Annotated in this window: 13 protein-coding genes; 5 read left to right on the top strand and 8 right to left on the bottom strand. The window is 45.2% G+C overall.

The features are described 5' to 3' along the window. Window positions 1-32 precede the first annotated feature (32 nt). The 3 genes from ACJJI3_RS19195 to ACJJI3_RS19185 form a co-directional block, all read right to left on the bottom strand. Complete coding sequence (locus ACJJI3_RS19195; protein WP_444940606.1) at window positions 33-3,005, bottom strand: FG-GAP repeat domain-containing protein; 2,973 nt, start codon at window positions 3,003-3,005, stop codon at window positions 33-35. 234 nt (window positions 3,006-3,239) lie between these two features. Then, window positions 3,240-5,585, bottom strand: a complete 2,346-nt coding sequence (locus tag ACJJI3_RS19190) for an FG-GAP repeat domain-containing protein (protein WP_444937116.1) — start codon at window positions 5,583-5,585, stop codon at window positions 3,240-3,242. 277 nt (window positions 5,586-5,862) lie between these two features. Beyond that, the gene (locus tag ACJJI3_RS19185; protein ID WP_444937356.1) at window positions 5,863-7,335 is read right to left on the bottom strand and encodes a DEAD/DEAH box helicase; all 1,473 of its coding nucleotides are present in this window, start codon (window positions 7,333-7,335) and stop codon (window positions 5,863-5,865) included. Between the two features lie 461 nt (window positions 7,336-7,796). Here ACJJI3_RS19185 and ACJJI3_RS19180 point away from each other — a divergent pair, with 461 nt between their 5' ends. Next, window positions 7,797-8,399: a GNAT family N-acetyltransferase gene (locus tag ACJJI3_RS19180; protein WP_282931039.1), complete on the top strand. Its 603-nt coding sequence runs from the start codon at window positions 7,797-7,799 to the stop codon at window positions 8,397-8,399. Window positions 8,400-8,610: 211 nt separating this feature from the next. Here ACJJI3_RS19180 and ACJJI3_RS19175 read toward each other — a convergent pair whose 3' ends face one another. After that, complete coding sequence (locus ACJJI3_RS19175) at window positions 8,611-8,835, bottom strand: DUF7661 family protein (RefSeq protein WP_444937115.1); 225 nt, start codon at window positions 8,833-8,835, stop codon at window positions 8,611-8,613. A 174-nt stretch (window positions 8,836-9,009) separates the two neighbouring features. Beyond that, window positions 9,010-10,053, bottom strand: a complete 1,044-nt coding sequence (locus tag ACJJI3_RS19170; protein ID WP_444940605.1) for a hypothetical protein — start codon at window positions 10,051-10,053, stop codon at window positions 9,010-9,012. 326 nt (window positions 10,054-10,379) lie between these two features. Here ACJJI3_RS19170 and ACJJI3_RS19165 point away from each other — a divergent pair, with 326 nt between their 5' ends. Beyond that, window positions 10,380-11,891 carry a CoA-acylating methylmalonate-semialdehyde dehydrogenase gene (locus ACJJI3_RS19165; protein WP_444940604.1) on the top strand — a complete coding sequence of 504 codons (1,512 nt, stop codon included), beginning with the start codon at window positions 10,380-10,382 and terminating at the stop codon, window positions 11,889-11,891. A gap of 18 nt (window positions 11,892-11,909) precedes the next feature. Beyond that, window positions 11,910-12,803, top strand: coding sequence for a 3-hydroxyisobutyrate dehydrogenase (gene mmsB, locus ACJJI3_RS19160; protein ID WP_444895924.1), 894 nt, complete (start codon window positions 11,910-11,912; stop codon window positions 12,801-12,803). A 67-nt stretch (window positions 12,804-12,870) separates the two neighbouring features. On the opposite strand, the gene ACJJI3_RS19155 is transcribed toward mmsB, so the two are convergent. Together ACJJI3_RS19155 and ACJJI3_RS19150 are read right to left on the bottom strand one after the other, a co-directional pair. After that, the gene (locus tag ACJJI3_RS19155; RefSeq protein WP_444940603.1) at window positions 12,871-13,401 is read right to left on the bottom strand and encodes a hypothetical protein; all 531 of its coding nucleotides are present in this window, start codon (window positions 13,399-13,401) and stop codon (window positions 12,871-12,873) included. Window positions 13,402-13,531: 130 nt separating this feature from the next. Next, window positions 13,532-14,254, bottom strand: coding sequence for an SDR family oxidoreductase (locus tag ACJJI3_RS19150; protein ID WP_444907099.1), 723 nt, complete (start codon window positions 14,252-14,254; stop codon window positions 13,532-13,534). 117 nt (window positions 14,255-14,371) lie between these two features. Here ACJJI3_RS19150 and ACJJI3_RS19145 point away from each other — a divergent pair, with 117 nt between their 5' ends. After that, complete coding sequence (locus tag ACJJI3_RS19145; protein WP_444940602.1) at window positions 14,372-15,286, top strand: LysR family transcriptional regulator; 915 nt, start codon at window positions 14,372-14,374, stop codon at window positions 15,284-15,286. 57 nt (window positions 15,287-15,343) lie between these two features. Here the strand turns inward: ACJJI3_RS19145 and ACJJI3_RS19140 are convergent, their stop codons facing one another. Further along, window positions 15,344-15,739, bottom strand: a complete 396-nt coding sequence (locus ACJJI3_RS19140; RefSeq protein WP_444940601.1) for an FAD-binding oxidoreductase — start codon at window positions 15,737-15,739, stop codon at window positions 15,344-15,346. A 127-nt stretch (window positions 15,740-15,866) separates the two neighbouring features. On the opposite strand from ACJJI3_RS19140, the gene ACJJI3_RS19135 reads away from it, so the two are divergent. Further along, a complete protein-coding gene (locus ACJJI3_RS19135) occupies window positions 15,867-16,991 on the top strand; it encodes a bifunctional nicotinamide-nucleotide adenylyltransferase/Nudix hydroxylase (RefSeq protein WP_444942575.1) in 1,125 nt (374 codons plus the stop codon). Window positions 16,992-17,070: the final 79 nt, after the last annotated feature.

Genomic DNA, 17,070 nt, shown 5'->3' with positions numbered 1-17,070 from the left:
GAGCCCCTCTTGGGGCTCTCTTTCACAATTATCTATTCCTCAACATCTAAGGTTATAGTTTTTTCAGTTGTTGCTCCATCATCATCCGTAATGCTGAATTTGAAAGACAAAGTGGCGGGCTCTGCTGGTGTCATAAAATAAGCAGTCAGCTTGTCCGCATCAATCAATTCAACTGCAGGGCCAGATACCTGCTCCCATTTCTGGCTCACAATAGTTCCATCCTGATCTCTTGAAGCCCCACCGCTCAAGGTCGAAATTGTATTAATCTTAACACCGCCAACAGCCCCATATGCAATAACCATAAACGGTGGAATGTTCCCTTCTACGATTACCGTAAATATACTCGTTACTATTTGGCCATTGTTGTCTTCAACCTCCAGCTCAAACTCCAGAGTAAACTCACTTCCCGGGTTTTGCGGTGCTATAAAACTCGCACTACCATCAGTGTGAGTTATCAATTCAATCCCCCTATCGGAGAGGGAACTCCAGCGATAGTCGACAATATGCGCACCAGGGACATCCCAAGAAATGCCAGGAACCAGTAAGACATTTTCACCGGGCTCAACTTCTTGAGTAGTGCTTATTACTTTCGGGGGAACTAACTCAACATCTACGCTGACGGTCATTTGGCTTGTCGCCCCTCTGTCATCAGTGACACTCAATTTAAATGACAATACAGCTGGCTCTGCTGGAGCTTTAAAATTGGCAATTAAATTATTAGCATTTACTAATTCAACGGGTGGACCCGATACTTGCTCCCATTGTTGGCTCACAATATATCCATCTGGATCATTTGAATAGGAACCATCTAAAGTCACATTTGTATTCGGTTGAACCACTCTCATAGTTCCAACACCCATATTTGGGGGCACATTCCATTTTACAAGTACATTGTATATACCCGTTGCAGTCAGACCATCGTTATCTTCAACCTCAAGCTCAAACTCCAGTGCTAATTCTGTACCCCAGGGAATTTGAGGTGCTGTAAAGCTCGGAATTCCATCGGCGTTGACTGCCAATTCAATATCCGTATTGGAGAGCGAACGCCAACGATAATCTACAATATGACCATCACTATCCGAAGCCGATATAAAAAATAAAACTTCTTTGCCTGGCTCTACCGTTAGAAAAGCATTCCTGACCACAGGAGGTGTTAACACCTTAACAAAAAAAAACCTTTTCTGTTCAGTTTTTGCACCACCGTTATCTTCAATCTCAATCGTAAATACTAATGCTGAGAAAGACACTCCTGGCTCTGCAACTATCCTTGGAACAGTAAAGGTTACGGAACCATCATCAAGCTCTTTCAGCTCAATACGCGGGCCACTAGAAACCTGCTGCCAATGATAGCTAACGATGGTTCCATCGGGATCATAAGACTGGCCTGCGGATAATGTAACCTCTTGGCCGGCAGTAAATGCTGACATTGGCTGGTCGACTATCAAAACAGGAGCTAAATTAACTCCAACACTAACCGCCACTATGCTAGTATTCTTTAGACCCTTATCATCCTCAACTTCCAGCTCGAAAATTAACTCCTGTACAACTCCAGTAATTTCGGAGGGCGCGGTAAAGCTAGCGAAACCATTACCAGAGTCATCTAAGATAACAGGAGTACCGGAAATCTGTGTCCAGCGGTAAGCCACAATACTGCCGTCGGAATCTGAAGACAGAGTACCATTGAGCAGTACCGCCGAATTACCTTCAGCAGTTTGATTTTCACCGGCGATAGCCGTGGGTGGCTGGTTGATATACCCAGCACCACCTTTTAATATAACCAATCCCTGTAACGGATTTGCGACAACGATATCCGCAATACCATCCCCGTTGATATCTCCACTAGCCATACTCTGGGGGCTAGTATAAGTTGCACCAGGAATGGCAATTTGTTCACTCAAAGCCAAGGTACCATCATCTTGCTGTTGATAAATTCTTAAGAACTCTCCACTGTCCGGCAAGACAACTAAATCAGCAAGGCCATCATTATCAATATCTTTTATTAAAAGCTCTCCAGGAGGACTTCCAAAGCTGTGAATTTCAGGTTGCTGTAATAAGCTATCTTCTCCCTGGTAATATACAGCGATTCTTAAATTATCCTGCCCTCCACCCACTATTGATAACGAAATATCATTGCGGCCATCATTATTAAGGTCACCAATTGCGATTCCTTTTATTTTAATATCTTCATTGACATCAGCATTTCCATCTAATTCAATACTGATAATTTCATTCAACCTCAAAGAATCATCCGGCGCTAGAACAACCAACCTACTTTGGGGGGAACCGTTAGCAATTAGAGAAATATCTGTTATACCATCTCCATCCACGTCACCCAGTGCCACCTGCCCTGGACTTTCAATAGCTAGATCGCTAGCGGTACTCACAAAGGTAGGTGGCTCCCCTACTTTATGGGTTATTACAGCACCATTCTCTTCCCAACTAACTCCAAGGATTCCTTTATTATTATTGCCAAGGTCGGCAATTGCGACTCGCTCAGAATAGGAGTTATCCAAGGATTCCGCATATACTAAACCGTTCGCAGGATCTTGCAGGTATAGCTCAGTTACGCCGCCACCAACTCCGACAATAACATCTTTCAAACCATCGCTATCAAGATCACCTACGGTAATAGACTGAGGCAGACTTGCCTCTCCACCTGCAAGGGGGTAATCAATAGATTCAGTCAGGCCACCAAATTCGTCCTGTAGAAATACTTTTAGCTTAAAGTCATTTTCTGGATCAAAATTGCTCGATGTAGTTAGTACAACATCATCAAGTCCATCATTATTTAAATCAGCAATAGCGATGGCCTCTGTTTTTGATCCTGTGGAATAAATCTCTACCGGCTGAAACTGAACCTCTCCAATTGCAGTGCTTGCAAGCAGAAAAGCAGCTGAGGAAAGAGCAAAATATTTTGCAAGTAATTTAAGTTTCACAACATCTCCTTGTGTAATTTGCTTTAAAAAGCGGGCGCAATTTAGCACAAAATATGGAAATAAAAGCAAAACCCAAAGAATTAAATGGCAAAGCAGACACTAGTCTCAAATCATAATTACCAAGACCTAAAATATGAACGCACACAATGAGTTAGAGGAAATATATTTTATAGAAACCTCAAGCAACCATCACACTGCTTGGAGGAAAACCATTTTTTAATATTATTAAAAAACTTAGATCAAATAAGCATATAGAGATAGGCAGAATAAAAGTAAAAAAGAGCCCCGTTGGGGCTCCATCTATTAATTTGAAGGGATCAACTCATAAACTCTAACTGATGTGTCAAAAGTGCTACTTTCTCCATCATCATCGATCACTGTTACAGCAAAAACTAACGTGGCCTGCTCCGAAGGGGCAGTAAAATTAGCGGAAATACTATTTGAATTAGCTATAGCAACTGAAGGACCAGATACTTGCTGCCATTGATAACTTACTATTTCTCCATCCCTATCAAAGGCACCTGAAGCATCAAGGGTAACGGGAAAGTTCGGCTGAACGATTTTCATTAAATCAGAAGGTACTATTGGAGGCATATTCCGCTCCACAGTCACGTTAATCATACTAGTCGACTTAAGACCATCATTATCTTCAACCTCCAGCTCAAAAGTAAGGAGGGCTCTCGATTCAGCAGAAATAATAGGTGCGATAAAGCTAGCTGTACCATTAGGATAATTAACTACGTCAATATCGGAAAGCGAACGCCAGTTATAACTAATGATTTCACCGTCAGCATCACTGGACATTCTACCATCCAGAAGAACCTCTTCCCCAGAATAAACTGTTTGGGCAGCGACGGGAATTGCCATTGGCGGAGCAAGCTTCTGTACATTAACTTGAGCAATAACACTGCTTTCCAGACCTTCGTTATCAGTGACTACTAACTCAAACTCCAATATCTCAAAAGATATAAACGGATAGCTAGATATTAATACTGGACTAGAAAAACTGACAGTAGTTTCTGACTCTTGCTCCAACTCTACAGGCTCACCCGCTACTTGTTTCCACTCATAGCTAATAATCTCTCCGAATAAATCTCTTGAGGAACTACCATTTAGGGTTACAACCTCATCCGCACCTACTACCTGAAAGGTATTTGTAATTGCTGTAGGAGGAATATTTCCATCCAAAGTAATGATTGCTTTATCAACAGAAACTATATTTTCATTATCTTCAATTTCTAATTCGAAAACCAAAGATTCATCCATACCCAAATACGAGTATTTAGATAAAGGTGCGAGAAAAGTAGCAAACCCATTACTCGTGTCATTTAATGTTACAGGGGAACCTGACAGCTGTCTCCAGCGATAATCTATAATGCTTCCATCTCTATCAGATGAGTGAGTGCCATCTAACAATATTATTTGGTCTTTTCTGGTTTCTTGATCATCTCCTGCATCAGCTAAAGGTGCCAAGTTAGTACCCTGGGTATTTCCCTTCAACAAGACCAAACCGGTAGAGGGGCTTGCAATAACAACATCGGGAATTCCATCGCTATTAATATCCCCTACATCTATCCCCTGAAAATTATTATAAGAATCTTCTGGTATATCATATGAAAAATGCTCCAACATCCTATCACTACTTAATTTTCTATGAATAGATATCGTATTACCCTGCAAAGGAACTGCTATAAATTCGCTACTTAAATCATTATTTAAGTCATAGGCCAGCAATATTCCATATGCATTCTCAACTGGAGCAAAGATAGTATTTTCTAATATCCCATTATCTTTTTGATAAAAAACCATTTCAGTAGTATCAGAATCATCTCCATCGACAGAAAGCCATATATCAGCACGACCATCACTATTCAAATCATCAACTGAAATGTTATTTACTGAAAATGCCTCATCAATTTCATAATATTGTATTGGAGCAAAACTTCCATTTGACTCGGAAAGCATTACAGCCAAAGCACTACGCTCTGACTGCTTGACAACTGTAATAACATCCTCAACACCATCTCTGTTCATATCTTTGAGAGCCAAGCTGATTGAATCATCAGGCTCCATAAGATATATATAGGACAAACGATTATTTATCGGATCATCCTTCATAGCATAAATGGCAAGTCCAACTTCCTCAGAACCTATTCCAACAATATCATCAATTCCATCCCCCGTAACATCTGCAACAGCTATTTTGCTAGATCGAGATGAACTGATAGATTCACTTAACACTAGTGTCCCATCATGAAGCTGCGAGAAAATATCTATTCGCTCACCGCCAAATGCAACTGCAATATCCAGAAGTCCATCACCATTTAAATCCCCAACATCAATGGATTTTGGTAGAATTGTGCCATCTCCATCCAGTAAATAATCTACGGGCTCCTGTAACTGTCCATACTCATCTTGTAAAAATATCTTTAGCTTAAAATCATTCTCAGGATCAAAATTACTGGAGGTACTCACTACCACATCATCACGACCATCATTATTCATGTCCGCAACGGCGACAGCCTCCGCTCTTGACCCTGTCGAATAAATCTCTGCTGGCTGAAATTGAACTTCCTCGCTCACAGCACTTGCACATAGAAAGGTAATAGAGGGAAGAACAAAGAATTTCGAGAGTAACTTAAGCTTCACAACATCTCCTTGTGTAAAATCGCTTCAAAAGCGGAAGCAAATTAGCACAAAATGTGAAAATGAAGTGTGATCAATTATGAAATAAAATATCAAGAAAAAGACACAAAAGCAGACACTAGTACCGAAAAAATAAATTTAAAAATTAACTTTCAAAAAATGTATTTCTTTAAGTAAATTAGGCAGGTAAATAGATAAAGTTAAAAGGGACCTCCTAGGTTTTTTCTAAGAAATAAAAAAGCGGCCTAAGCCGCTTTTTTATTTCTTTTAATTAAACACGCTAAGCGCTTTCCGAACGTCCTCTACTAGGACGCCGTCTCGGAGCTCGTTGTGGCTTCTGTCCATCACTGCGACCAGCCTCAGCACCGCGCCCTTTACCGTTACCGCCCGTGCGCTTAGCTGGGGCCCCTTTACCCGCAGAGGCGTTACCACTGCGGCTGCTAGAATTTCCACGCCCCTCAGGCTTACCGCGTCCATTACCGCGGTTGCCCCGACGCTCCTCGCTATTGCCGCGCACTTCACGCCGCCCATCACTCTTCTGAGAGTTACCCGCTGGGCGCTTGCTGGAGCCTGGCTTTTGCAACCCACCCCGCTTTGGATTACCGGATGCGGGCACCTGGTGGTCCGGCTCAAACTCTTCGATTTCCTCGCGCGGAATTGGCTTGCCGATCAAGCGCTCAATATCGCGAAGCTGCTTAATCTCATCAGCGCTAACAAGGGATACCGCTTGCCCCTGAGCGCCCGCACGCCCTGTGCGGCCAATACGGTGGACATAGTCCTCAGGCACATTGGGCAAATCAAAATTTACTACCTGGGGCAGCTGGTCAATGTCGATGCCTCGGGCTGCGATATCAGTCGCCACAAGAATCTGTACTTTGCCGGCTTTAAAGTCCGCCAGGGCACGAGTTCGTGCATTTTGACTTTTATTACCATGAATGGCTGCTGCCAGGATGCCGTCACCTTCGAGCTGTTTTACCAGCCTGTTGGCACCATGTTTAGTTCGACTAAAGACCAAAGCTTGGTGCCAGTTATTATCCCTAATCAAATGACTAAGCAGTTTCGTTTTTCGAGCCTTATCCACAGGATGGAGCTTCTGTCGCACCGTTTTAGTAGTGGAGTTGCGTGGACTGACATCAATTTCCAGCGGATCTTTTACCAAGCCTTTCGCCAGCTGACGAATATCTGGTGAAAAAGTTGCGGAGAATAGAAGGTTCTGACGCTTAGCCGGTAAAATCCTCAATACTCGTTTGATATCGTGGATGAAGCCCATATCCAGCATGCGGTCTGCTTCATCAAGTACTAGAGCTTCTAAGCGATCGAAGCGAATTGCACCTTGATTGTGCAGATCCAGCAAGCGCCCAGGGGTAGCTACCAAAATATCCGCTCCGCCTCGCAGACGAGAAATCTGGGGGTTGATCTTCACACCACCAAACACCACCGCATGGCGCATAGGCAGGTACTGGCTGTACCCCTGCACATTATCGAAAACCTGAGCCGCCAATTCACGGGTTGGAGTGAGCACCAGTGCGCGTACTTGCCCTTTTCTAGCGCGCTCACCCTGGCTAAGACGATGCAACAGCGGCAAAGTGAAGCCAGCCGTCTTACCGGTACCAGTTTGGGCTGCGGCCATAATATCGCTGCCCTTCATTACCGCTGGAATAGCTTGTGCCTGGATTGGCGTAGGCGCAGTGTATCCCTGCTCTGCAACGGCACGGGCAATCTCCTGGGCAAGGCCCAGATCTTCAAACAACATAAATAAACCTCGAACTGCGCCGCAGGCGCAATCAAACACACTCACTCCCCCTGAGGGAATGAAGAGAGAAATCGGAGTCGACATCGGGAGCCTGTATTGCTCCCAGCGTGTACAGCCGTCTAATCGCCAGTCCTCGTAACCGGCGCGCGGCATTCAGTAGAAATTTCCTGGAAGAATTTTTGAAAAGTTCCGGAGGGGCTACCGGCGGATCACCGGCCTACAAATGACGCAGCTGAGAAAAATCAGCGGCGGTACTATACCACACAAAGGCTGACTGTATAGTTTCACCCAGCCAAACTCCTTTCCTTTATAGGTTTATACAGAGCAGTTGTTGGGGAGGTCGTCTTCAGGACCGTAACATAGTTTCACGTTCGCAGCGCGAGCGTCTATCTTTGAGGTACCCCATCCCGTTGCGAACTTGTAAAACAAAGCTGCTCAAAGCAGCCAGGATAGGAACCGTTATGTCACCCAACAACAGTGTGAATACTGAACACCAAGTTGAGCTGATCACCCTCGGCAATGGACGCAAAGTCTCAATACGCCCCATCTGTCGCAGTGATGGCCAGCTTGAGAAAGAACTAATTGAACAGTTGTCTCCAGAAACTCGCCGCGATCGCTTTATTGGCGGAAGCTGTAAAGCCAGCCAAAAGCTATTGGAGTTACTCACAGATAACGACCACCATGTACATGAAGCTTTTATTGCACTCTGCAGTAGTGACAGAGCACAGAGAGCCGTTGCTATAGCACACTACGCACTTGACGTTGACGGACGCGCTTGTGAGTGTGCCGTTGTGGTGAGCGATGACTGGCAGGGGTTAGGTTTGGGACGCTTAATGTTAAAGCGACTCATCAACTGCGCTCAGGATCAGGGGCTTGAACGAATCTATTCGATTGAGTCAGCACAAAATAGACGAGTGGACAGTTTCGCAAAATCCATGGGCTTTACCTGTAAAGCCGATGCCAAAGACTATACCCTGCTCACCTATACACTAGAGTTGAAAACCAATCTTGAGACTAATGGCTTTAGTCACAAAGAGGAAGTTTCCCGAATAAATTTGGAGTAAGTGAGCAATTTAAGAATTTAAGTCCATATTTATATTTATTTATCTATATGAAGCAGGTGCCCTTGGTACTTGCTTCACCTATTTTCTACTTAACTTTACATCGTTTTCCTAATACAGCCTTGGCGACCTCAGATTTCTTACAGTTATTGGTCTTTTATAATACGACCTCAAGAAAAGTTGGATCACCACCGTCCGCCAAATTTCTATATACTTATTTTGTATTTATACGCTCCACAGCAGGGTACCGCTCACTTGCCCATTCATGGCAGATATCTGCCAAGTATTGGGCTAAATCTTTCTCACTAATTTCTGAAGGTATTGATATCCCGGCACTGCGACGCTTACCTTCATTGCCCTGATAGAATGTGGCCCAGCTATTCGACTGCCTTTCGATCAAGACTTCTCTACCAAAAACATTGAATTTAAGCTTTTTCATAAAGAACTATGTACAACTAAAATGCCTCAAAGCTTTGCAATTGCTCACACAAATTTCGAAAACCTATTTTCTTTGCATGGATACAATACGCTCTCCATCAGATACAATAAAGTATTTGCAGGAGTTAATTTAACTCCTGCAAACCCAATAATTTCTTCTTTTATACCACTCTTCTTAATCAAAAAAATCATCACACGCCAATGGCCCACTAAATTCTAGTAAGGCCTGAGGCATTTGAATTTGCTCCTTCAGCTGTCCAAATTGATACAGATAGAAGTTGACATCTGCCTGCATGGATTTCATATAACTCTGCTCACCACCAAAAATAATTACAGAGGGAAACTCCAGCGGATAAAAGCTGGCAATGTCTGCTTTTGCTTCGACAACTAACTTGTATGAAATTTTGTTAAGTTCAACTTCTAGATAACCTGAACAAGCATCTGTTTCCCGCTTAACAGAGAAACCATTAAAAGCCGGTAAAAAAATCAGGTCATACTCTTTAGAAACATATCGCCCCGCCCACATTTCAATCTCTGAGTCACCCAGTTTAGCTCCGGTAATCATATAGTAGAGGTCATCTGTTAGCCCCATTGAATAGATCATACCGGCACTGGATTCTTTGTCATACCAGCCCTTATCCAATTGCGCATAGCCAGCACCGGCTAGAGACATAGAACCATCAAAATAACTGTAATTGACTGGGGTACCGACCGTATATAGGAACCACTTTCCTCCTACCCCAGGTATCTCAGGAATAAACCCAAAAGGGGTTTGACCGGGGTTTAACCCATGCCAGTAATGGTGGTGTTCACCAGCCCACTCCATATTAAACAGGAAATCTGGGTGTAAGACCTGTACACCCTGCTCATCGGCCACAACTACTCCCGGTACTTCATAGTAGAACTTATCAATACCTTCGGGGTGCTTCAAGATCACTTCATCAAAAAAGAGATCATACTTCGTGGTAGCTCCGGTCTCTGAAGAAAAAGCTAAATGGATATAGGCTTTAGGCTTGGCAACTGCAAAGTCAGGTGCAATATAGGTTTGTAAACTAACTTTGAAATATCCCACATCGGGAATTGCAATGTTATAGAACCATTGCTCGGCCCAGGTTTCGTCAGAGCTAGGCTCATGTGCACTTAAGTCACTTAGAGTGGTAGCACCAACAAACATGGGAGATATCATTAATCCGATTGCAATCAGTATTCTTTTTATCATAAAACACATTGAATAATCCTCTTTTACTCTTCACTAGTTACATTACGACAACAACATTTAAGCTAGGCATTAATCCAAAGCCGAATTGCCAGCCACAAGATACTAGCCGTACAGTGCAAGATTATTTTTTCATTTCTTATGGGTGTTAATTATTTGCGATCTATTCTACAAAGATAATCAAATACATTTATTTTAATTTTTTGGTCCATCAACCTTCTGCTCAGTAAAAGTGGATAATCATAAAAGCAGCGTGATATTCCTCTTTAATCGCGAAAAAACACCTAAACTGTTGGATAAAATCCCCTCCTCTCGGCGCTTTAATTAACATGAATAAGAATATTCCTTCCAAGTTACCAATAATGATTGGTGGTGAGTGGATTCAGTCCAATAGTACTGAGTGGCTGGATGTAACCAACCCCGCTACCGGCAATGTTCTTACACAGGTGCCATTGTCTACCCAGACTGAACTGGAGAATGCAGTAATTTCCGCCAAAGAAGCATTTGACCAATGGCGAAATACGCCGGTTACCGCAAGAGCGCGGATTATGTTGAGGTATCAGGCGCTTCTGAAAGAAAATCAGGAGCTGCTGGCTGAAATCCTCAGCGAGGAAACAGGTAAAACTTTTGAGGATGCCAAAGGGGACGTCTGGCGCGGTATTGAGGTTGTTGAGCATGCAGCCAATATCGCTTCACTAATGATGGGTGAAACCGTAGAGAATGTTGCCAACACCATCGATTGTTACTCCTATCTACAACCTATTGGAGTTTGTGCAGGGATCACACCATTTAATTTCCCCGCAATGATTCCACTGTGGATGTTTCCAATGGCGATTGCCTGTGGGAATACTTTTATTCTGAAACCTTCTGAACAGGACCCTGTCACGCCTTGCAAACTGGCCGAATTATTTGCTGAAGCGGGGGCTCCAGCAGGTGTTTTACAGGTAGTACATGGCGGCAGGGAACAGGTAGATTTTCTTCTAACACATCCCGGTATTCAGGCCATTTCATTCGTTGGTTCAGTCCCCGTGGGGCGGCATATTTACCAGACAGGTACCCAGCACCTAAAACGAGTTCAAGCTTTTGCCGGTGCCAAAAACCATATGGTCGTGATGCCCGATGCCAATAAGGCTGCGGCTATTAATAATATTGTTGGATCATCCATCGGAGCTGCCGGGCAACGCTGCATGGCGATTTCCGTCGCTGTACTTGTTGGGGAGACACAACAATGGGTAGACGACATTAAAGACGCTATGTCAGCTATCAAGCCCGGTCATTGGAAGGATACGCAAGCGGGCTTCGGCCCACTAATATCACCCGCTGCTCGTGAGAGGGTGCTTGGGTATATCGCCCAGGGCAAAAAGGAAGGCGCCCGCTGTGTGTTAGATGGCTCTGAAATTACTGTCGAAGGGTTTCCCAATGGGAACTGGGTTGGTCCCACCCTATTTTCCGATGTTACCTCGGACATGTCGATCTATACCGACGAGATTTTTGGTCCCGTACTTTGCCTGGTAAATGCCGACTCCCTGGAAGAAGCAATCCAATTAATCAATAACTGCCCCTACGGCAATGGCACCTCAATATTTACGGCTAGTGGCGCTGCCGCACGTAAGTTTCAGCACGAAATATTAGTGGGCCAAGTCGGTATTAACGTACCTATTCCAGTTCCATTACCTTTCTTTAGCTTTACCGGCTGGCGAGCGTCTTTTTATGGTGATCAACACGCTTATGGAAAACAAGCTGTACGGTTTTATACCGAAACCAAAACTGTTACGGCACGCTGGTTTGACAGTGATATAGAGCATGCAGAGCATACCAACTTAACCATACAGCTCAAATAATGTTACCCGGAGAGCAGCATGACTAAAACAGTCGCATTTTTAGGGTTAGGCCATATGGGACTGCCTATGGCCACCAACCTGGTCAAGGCGGGCTTTGAAGTTAAAGGGTTTGACCCGGTCACTGAAATACTGGATACCGCTGTAGAAAGCGGCATCAAAAAGTGTTCCTCTCCCCAAGAGTCCGTTGAGGAAGCGGATTTTGTGGTAAGCATGCTGCCTAATAGCGCGGCGGTTGAGTGCCTGTATATTGATACCGACAAACTGCTCGACAGCATTTCTCGCGACTGTTTGATTATCGACTGCTCCACTATTTCTTCCAACAGTTCTAAGCGCCTTATTCGTGAAGCCAGAATCAAAGGCCTGCAAGCCATTGAAGCCCCGGTTTCCGGGGGGGTTGCGGGTGCTAGCAAAGGAACTCTGAGCTTTATGTGTGGGGGAGAGGCCGGTGATGTCGACAGGGCCCGGGAAGTTCTAGAGCCAATGGGTAGCAATATTTTCTATGCCGGAGCAGCGGGATCTGGCCAAACAGCAAAGATTTGTAACAATATGCTGCTGGCTATTCATATGATCGGTACCGCTGAAGCCCTACAAATGGGGGTAGATAATGGACTCGACCCCAATGTGCTCTCCGACATTATGTTAAAGAGTTCAGGAGCCAATTGGTCCCTACAAAATTACAATCCCTATCCCGGAGTAATGCCCGAAGTTCCAGCGAGTAAAAACTATAGCGGTGGGTTTATGGTAAGACTTATGTGTAAGGACCTGGGGTTGGCCCAGGAAGCCGCCACTCAAAGTAAAAGCTATACGCCTCTCGGCTCAATGGCGCGCAATCTCTATGGAATTCTCAATTTGCGCGGAGGTAGTGATTTGGACTTCTCATCTATTCAAAAGCTATTTCAAGAAGTGGATTAGCCGCGTAGCAGGCTGGGTATCCACAACCCCAGCCACAGCTCCACTTCTCTTCAGCGCCAGTTACTGGCTATGGTTGCATGACTTTACCGAGAATTCGGATTTCACGCACTTGATCCCACTCTATAGCAAAGTAGAACTTTTGTTTGCGTCCAGCATTACTGGGAATCGTGAGTTCTTCAGGGTTTCCTTTGCCCCTAAACAAGTTGGTTGCGTAGCCATCCTGGTCAATAAGGATCACTGCCTCGGAGTTATCCAGGTCGATTAACCTCACGGGGAAGTCATTTTGATTTTTAAAACCAACTTCAACATAGCAACCACTCTCTGCATGGGCCGTCACTGCGATAACATCGGTTTCCAGATACTTATTGAGGTCTTCCAGGGTATTGATAAGAACAGAACCATCAGTACTCTGCCCTGATTTACGCCCATCAACCACACCTTCACTGGCGCCATCCATCAGGTTTTTGCCAAAACTGACGATGTTAGACATTACTGATTTTGCCGCTTCCGCAACGCCACTCTCTTGCTCATCTGTATTTTGCTGTGCAAACGCAGAGGAACATAAAATCAGGCCGGCAATTAAAATCGTTCTTCGCACTGGTATCTCCATGTCTTTTACTATCCCTTCCAGCCTAAGCCACTCCGATTAGCTGGCTTAAGCTGGCGATGTTAACAAAAGAAATATTACTTGGAAAAACGATTAGTGCTTGGGCGGTACAAAATCAGAATTACTGTCCCTGCCCTGTTGCTGCAATTTGAACCTCTCGAATATTCACATGCTGGGGCTGGGAGTACATGAACAGTGCTGTGCGAGCAATATCCTCTGCATTAATTGCGCCACCAATGGATTCTTTCCATTGTTGATAGGCCTCAATAATTTCTGCTGAGGTAGTGTGGCTTAGCAGCTCTGTTTCCACCGCGCCGGGGCATATAGTCATTACACGTACTCCGCTAGGCGCCACTTCCTCACGCACGGTTTCACCAATAGCAGAGACAGCATATTTGGTACCGCAGTACGCGGCATGATTGATAAATGTTTTTACACCGGCAATAGAACTGATATTGATAATAGTCCCAGAGTGGCGAGCTTTCATATCTTCCAAAACCGCCTGCATACCGTTAAGTAAGGCCAATACATTCACATCAAACATTTGCCGCCACTCATCGGGGTTCTGGGTTTCAATATTGCCCAATAACATTTTGCCGGCATTGTTAATCAGGCAATCAACCGGACCAAACTGAGTCTCAGCCTCACGAATTGCCTCGCGCAAGGCTGCCATATCAGTCACATCCACTTTCCTGCAAAGAGTATTTGGCAGATTTAAAGCTTCCAGTTTGTCCACACGTCTTGCCAACAATAATAGAGGGTGCCCGGCAGCAGACATATGTTGGGCAATGGCAGCACCAATACCTGAACTGGCTCCAGTAATAACAACGAGTGGTTTGGACATGGGCTCTCTCTCCTTCAATGAGTTATCCCGACGGATAGTTTTGTTTAAGTAGACCCAGTATAGGAATTCCGACTAATATGATTAGCCCAACCAATCGGAAAACATTGTTTGGTTTTTATGAACAATATCTCATGGCGCGCTATTCGTGCATTTATTCAGGTGGCCGATGCCGGAAGCTTCACCGCTGCAGCGCGGGACAGCGGCTTTTCCAAGGCCAATTTGAGCCAACTGGTCACAGAGCTGGAAACAACCCTGGATATACAGCTTCTCTACCGCACGACAAGACAACTGCGTCTTACCGAGATTGGTGAGGGTTACTATTTGCGTTGCAAACAAGCGATGCAGCAGTTGGATTCAGCCGCCGAGTGGGCCAGTGAATCAAAGGGAGGACTGGAGGGAAACATCCGCATCAACGCTGTTGGTGGCGTTATCGGAGAGAGCTTAATTGCTCCGCTGGTGATCAAGTTTCAGCAGGCCAATCCAGGAGTTAGAGTTCATCTGGACTTTTCCAGCACCCGAGTAGATTTGATTCAAGACCAGTACGATTTGGTTATTCGTATGGGCAGTTTGCCGGACTCCTCTCTAATCGTGCGTAAACTTCACACTATCAAAACCCGATACGTAGCCAGCCCAAAGTTCCTTCAAGAATATGGACCTATAGAAAAACCTGCTGACTTAGCATCTGTACCGCTAATTTCCGGCAGTGTGGATCAATGGCTGCTAACACGAGGTAAGAATCAACAGGTTGTGCAAGTTGAAAGCAGCACTAAATTGATTAGCGGAAGGGTAATGCATCGCGCTGCAATTGAGGGACTTGGAATTACCCGGCTAGCAGATATCTATGTCCAGGCAGATATTGCCAGTGGACGCCTGGTTGAAATTCTGCCCGGCTGGTCTGAGTCTACCGAGCTCTCGATGGTATGCCCGCCCCTACGCCACCAATTATTACGGGTGCGCAATTTGATGCAGTGGCTCAAGGAGGGTTTTGCAGATATTTATTTACAGGCTTTAGCTGTTAGTCCCATTGAATAAAGTACCTCAAATAAACGCGAACAATTTGTCTCTGTGACTATCTTTTCCTGATTACCGTCAAAGTTCACCCTCTGATTGTTTTATTGCCTGTAATTCCACCGGTGACAAAGCCTTGTAGCCACGCAAATAGGGCCAGCCATACCCCCAGCGAAATGGGGTGGGTAAAAAAGGCGTACCGCCAACCCGAACTCCCAGTAACATCATTAGTGCAACTTCTTCTTCTCCGGTTCCAGCTACACAGCCCTCCAGATCTTTATCCGCCTGCTCGCGTTCTTCGTATGTGCCCCCTTTCCAGTAGGCATAATCATGGGCAATACAGCAGTCGAGCCACAACTCCTGTTGATCAAAAGTTCCATCGGGAAATGCGCTACAACCATCAGTAGTAAATGGCTCTATTTCCTGCGCAAAGGCTTCCAAACTCAATAAGGAAATGAACAACAACCAGCGGCACATCAGTTCTACTCATACACTAAAAAAAAGTAAATCGGCTCGGACACTGAAATATAACCCCACCTCTTCGATAAACCACTAAAAATTGAATTTAAGCCCACTTGCCATTAGTGTCTATTAGACACATAATATTTCAAGACCCATTATTCAAGCCCTGGAGAGACCGGGGTTTATTCACAGCAAGGAGCTTGCTGCTATGGCCCAGCACTACGATTTTGCCGTTTTTATCGGTCGATTCCAGCCATTCCATTCCGGACATCTAAAAGTAGTCCAGTGCGGATTAGCTCAGGCCCAGCACCTGATTATCCTGATTGGCTCCGCCAACCAGCCCCGCAATCCTCGCAACCCCTGGACTCATCGCGAGCGGGAACAATTTATCAGGAAAAGCTTAAGCGAGAGTGACAACAAGCGCCTGACCTGCCTACCTTTAATGGATGTGCCTTACAATGATGAACTGTGGGTACGCAATGTACAAAACTCCGTTAACGGCATAGTGACTGCTCATCACAGCATTCCCCACAAGCCACCCCAAATTGCATTAATCGGGCACCAGAAAGACCAGAGCGGTTTTTACCTCAACCTCTTCCCCCAGTGGGAATCCCTTGGGGTGGAGAATCACAACGAAATCAGTGCAACCCCCTTTAGGGAGGCACTATTTACCGACAGCGCCGATAGCTTGTTGAATTCACTCAACCAAGAAAAGCAATTGCCAGAGGGCACTATTGGCGCTTTAAGAGAGTTTGTGGAGACCAATCCAGCCTACGGCGAAATGCGCGAAGAAATGGCATTTATCCAGCGCTACAGATCCTCCTGGACCACCGCTCCCTATCCACCAACTCACGTTACTGTCGATGCTGTAGTGGTCCAATCTGGCCATATCCTGCTGATAGAGCGACGAGCTTTTCCCGGGCGGGGTTTATGGGCGCTGCCCGGTGGTTTTGTCGACCCCGGTGAGCGACTGATCGATGCTTGCCTGCGAGAATTGCGAGAGGAAACACGCCTTAAAGTCCCGACACCAGTGTTGAAAGGATCTATACGCCGGCAGGATGTATTCGATGAACCCTATCGCTCGGCCCGTGGAAGGACTATCACACACGCCTATTACATAGAACTGGCTCCCAGCCAACAGCTACCCAAGGTAAAGGGCGGTGACGACGCTCGCTATGCCCGCTGGGTTCCCCTCGCTGATCTGGACCCTCAGCAGCTATTTGAAGACCACTATTACATCATTCAATCCCTGATTGGCGGCGCCTAAAGCAGGTAGGAGGTGGCCAATTGCCACCTCTTGCACATTCAACAACTCGCATTACCCCACCAATACCCAAAAAAAACAC

Source organism: Microbulbifer maximicatervae (SeqCode) (genome assembly GCF_052466985.1).
Note: the sequence above shows the minus strand (reverse complement) of the source record. Positions and strands in the feature narration are given on the sequence as shown.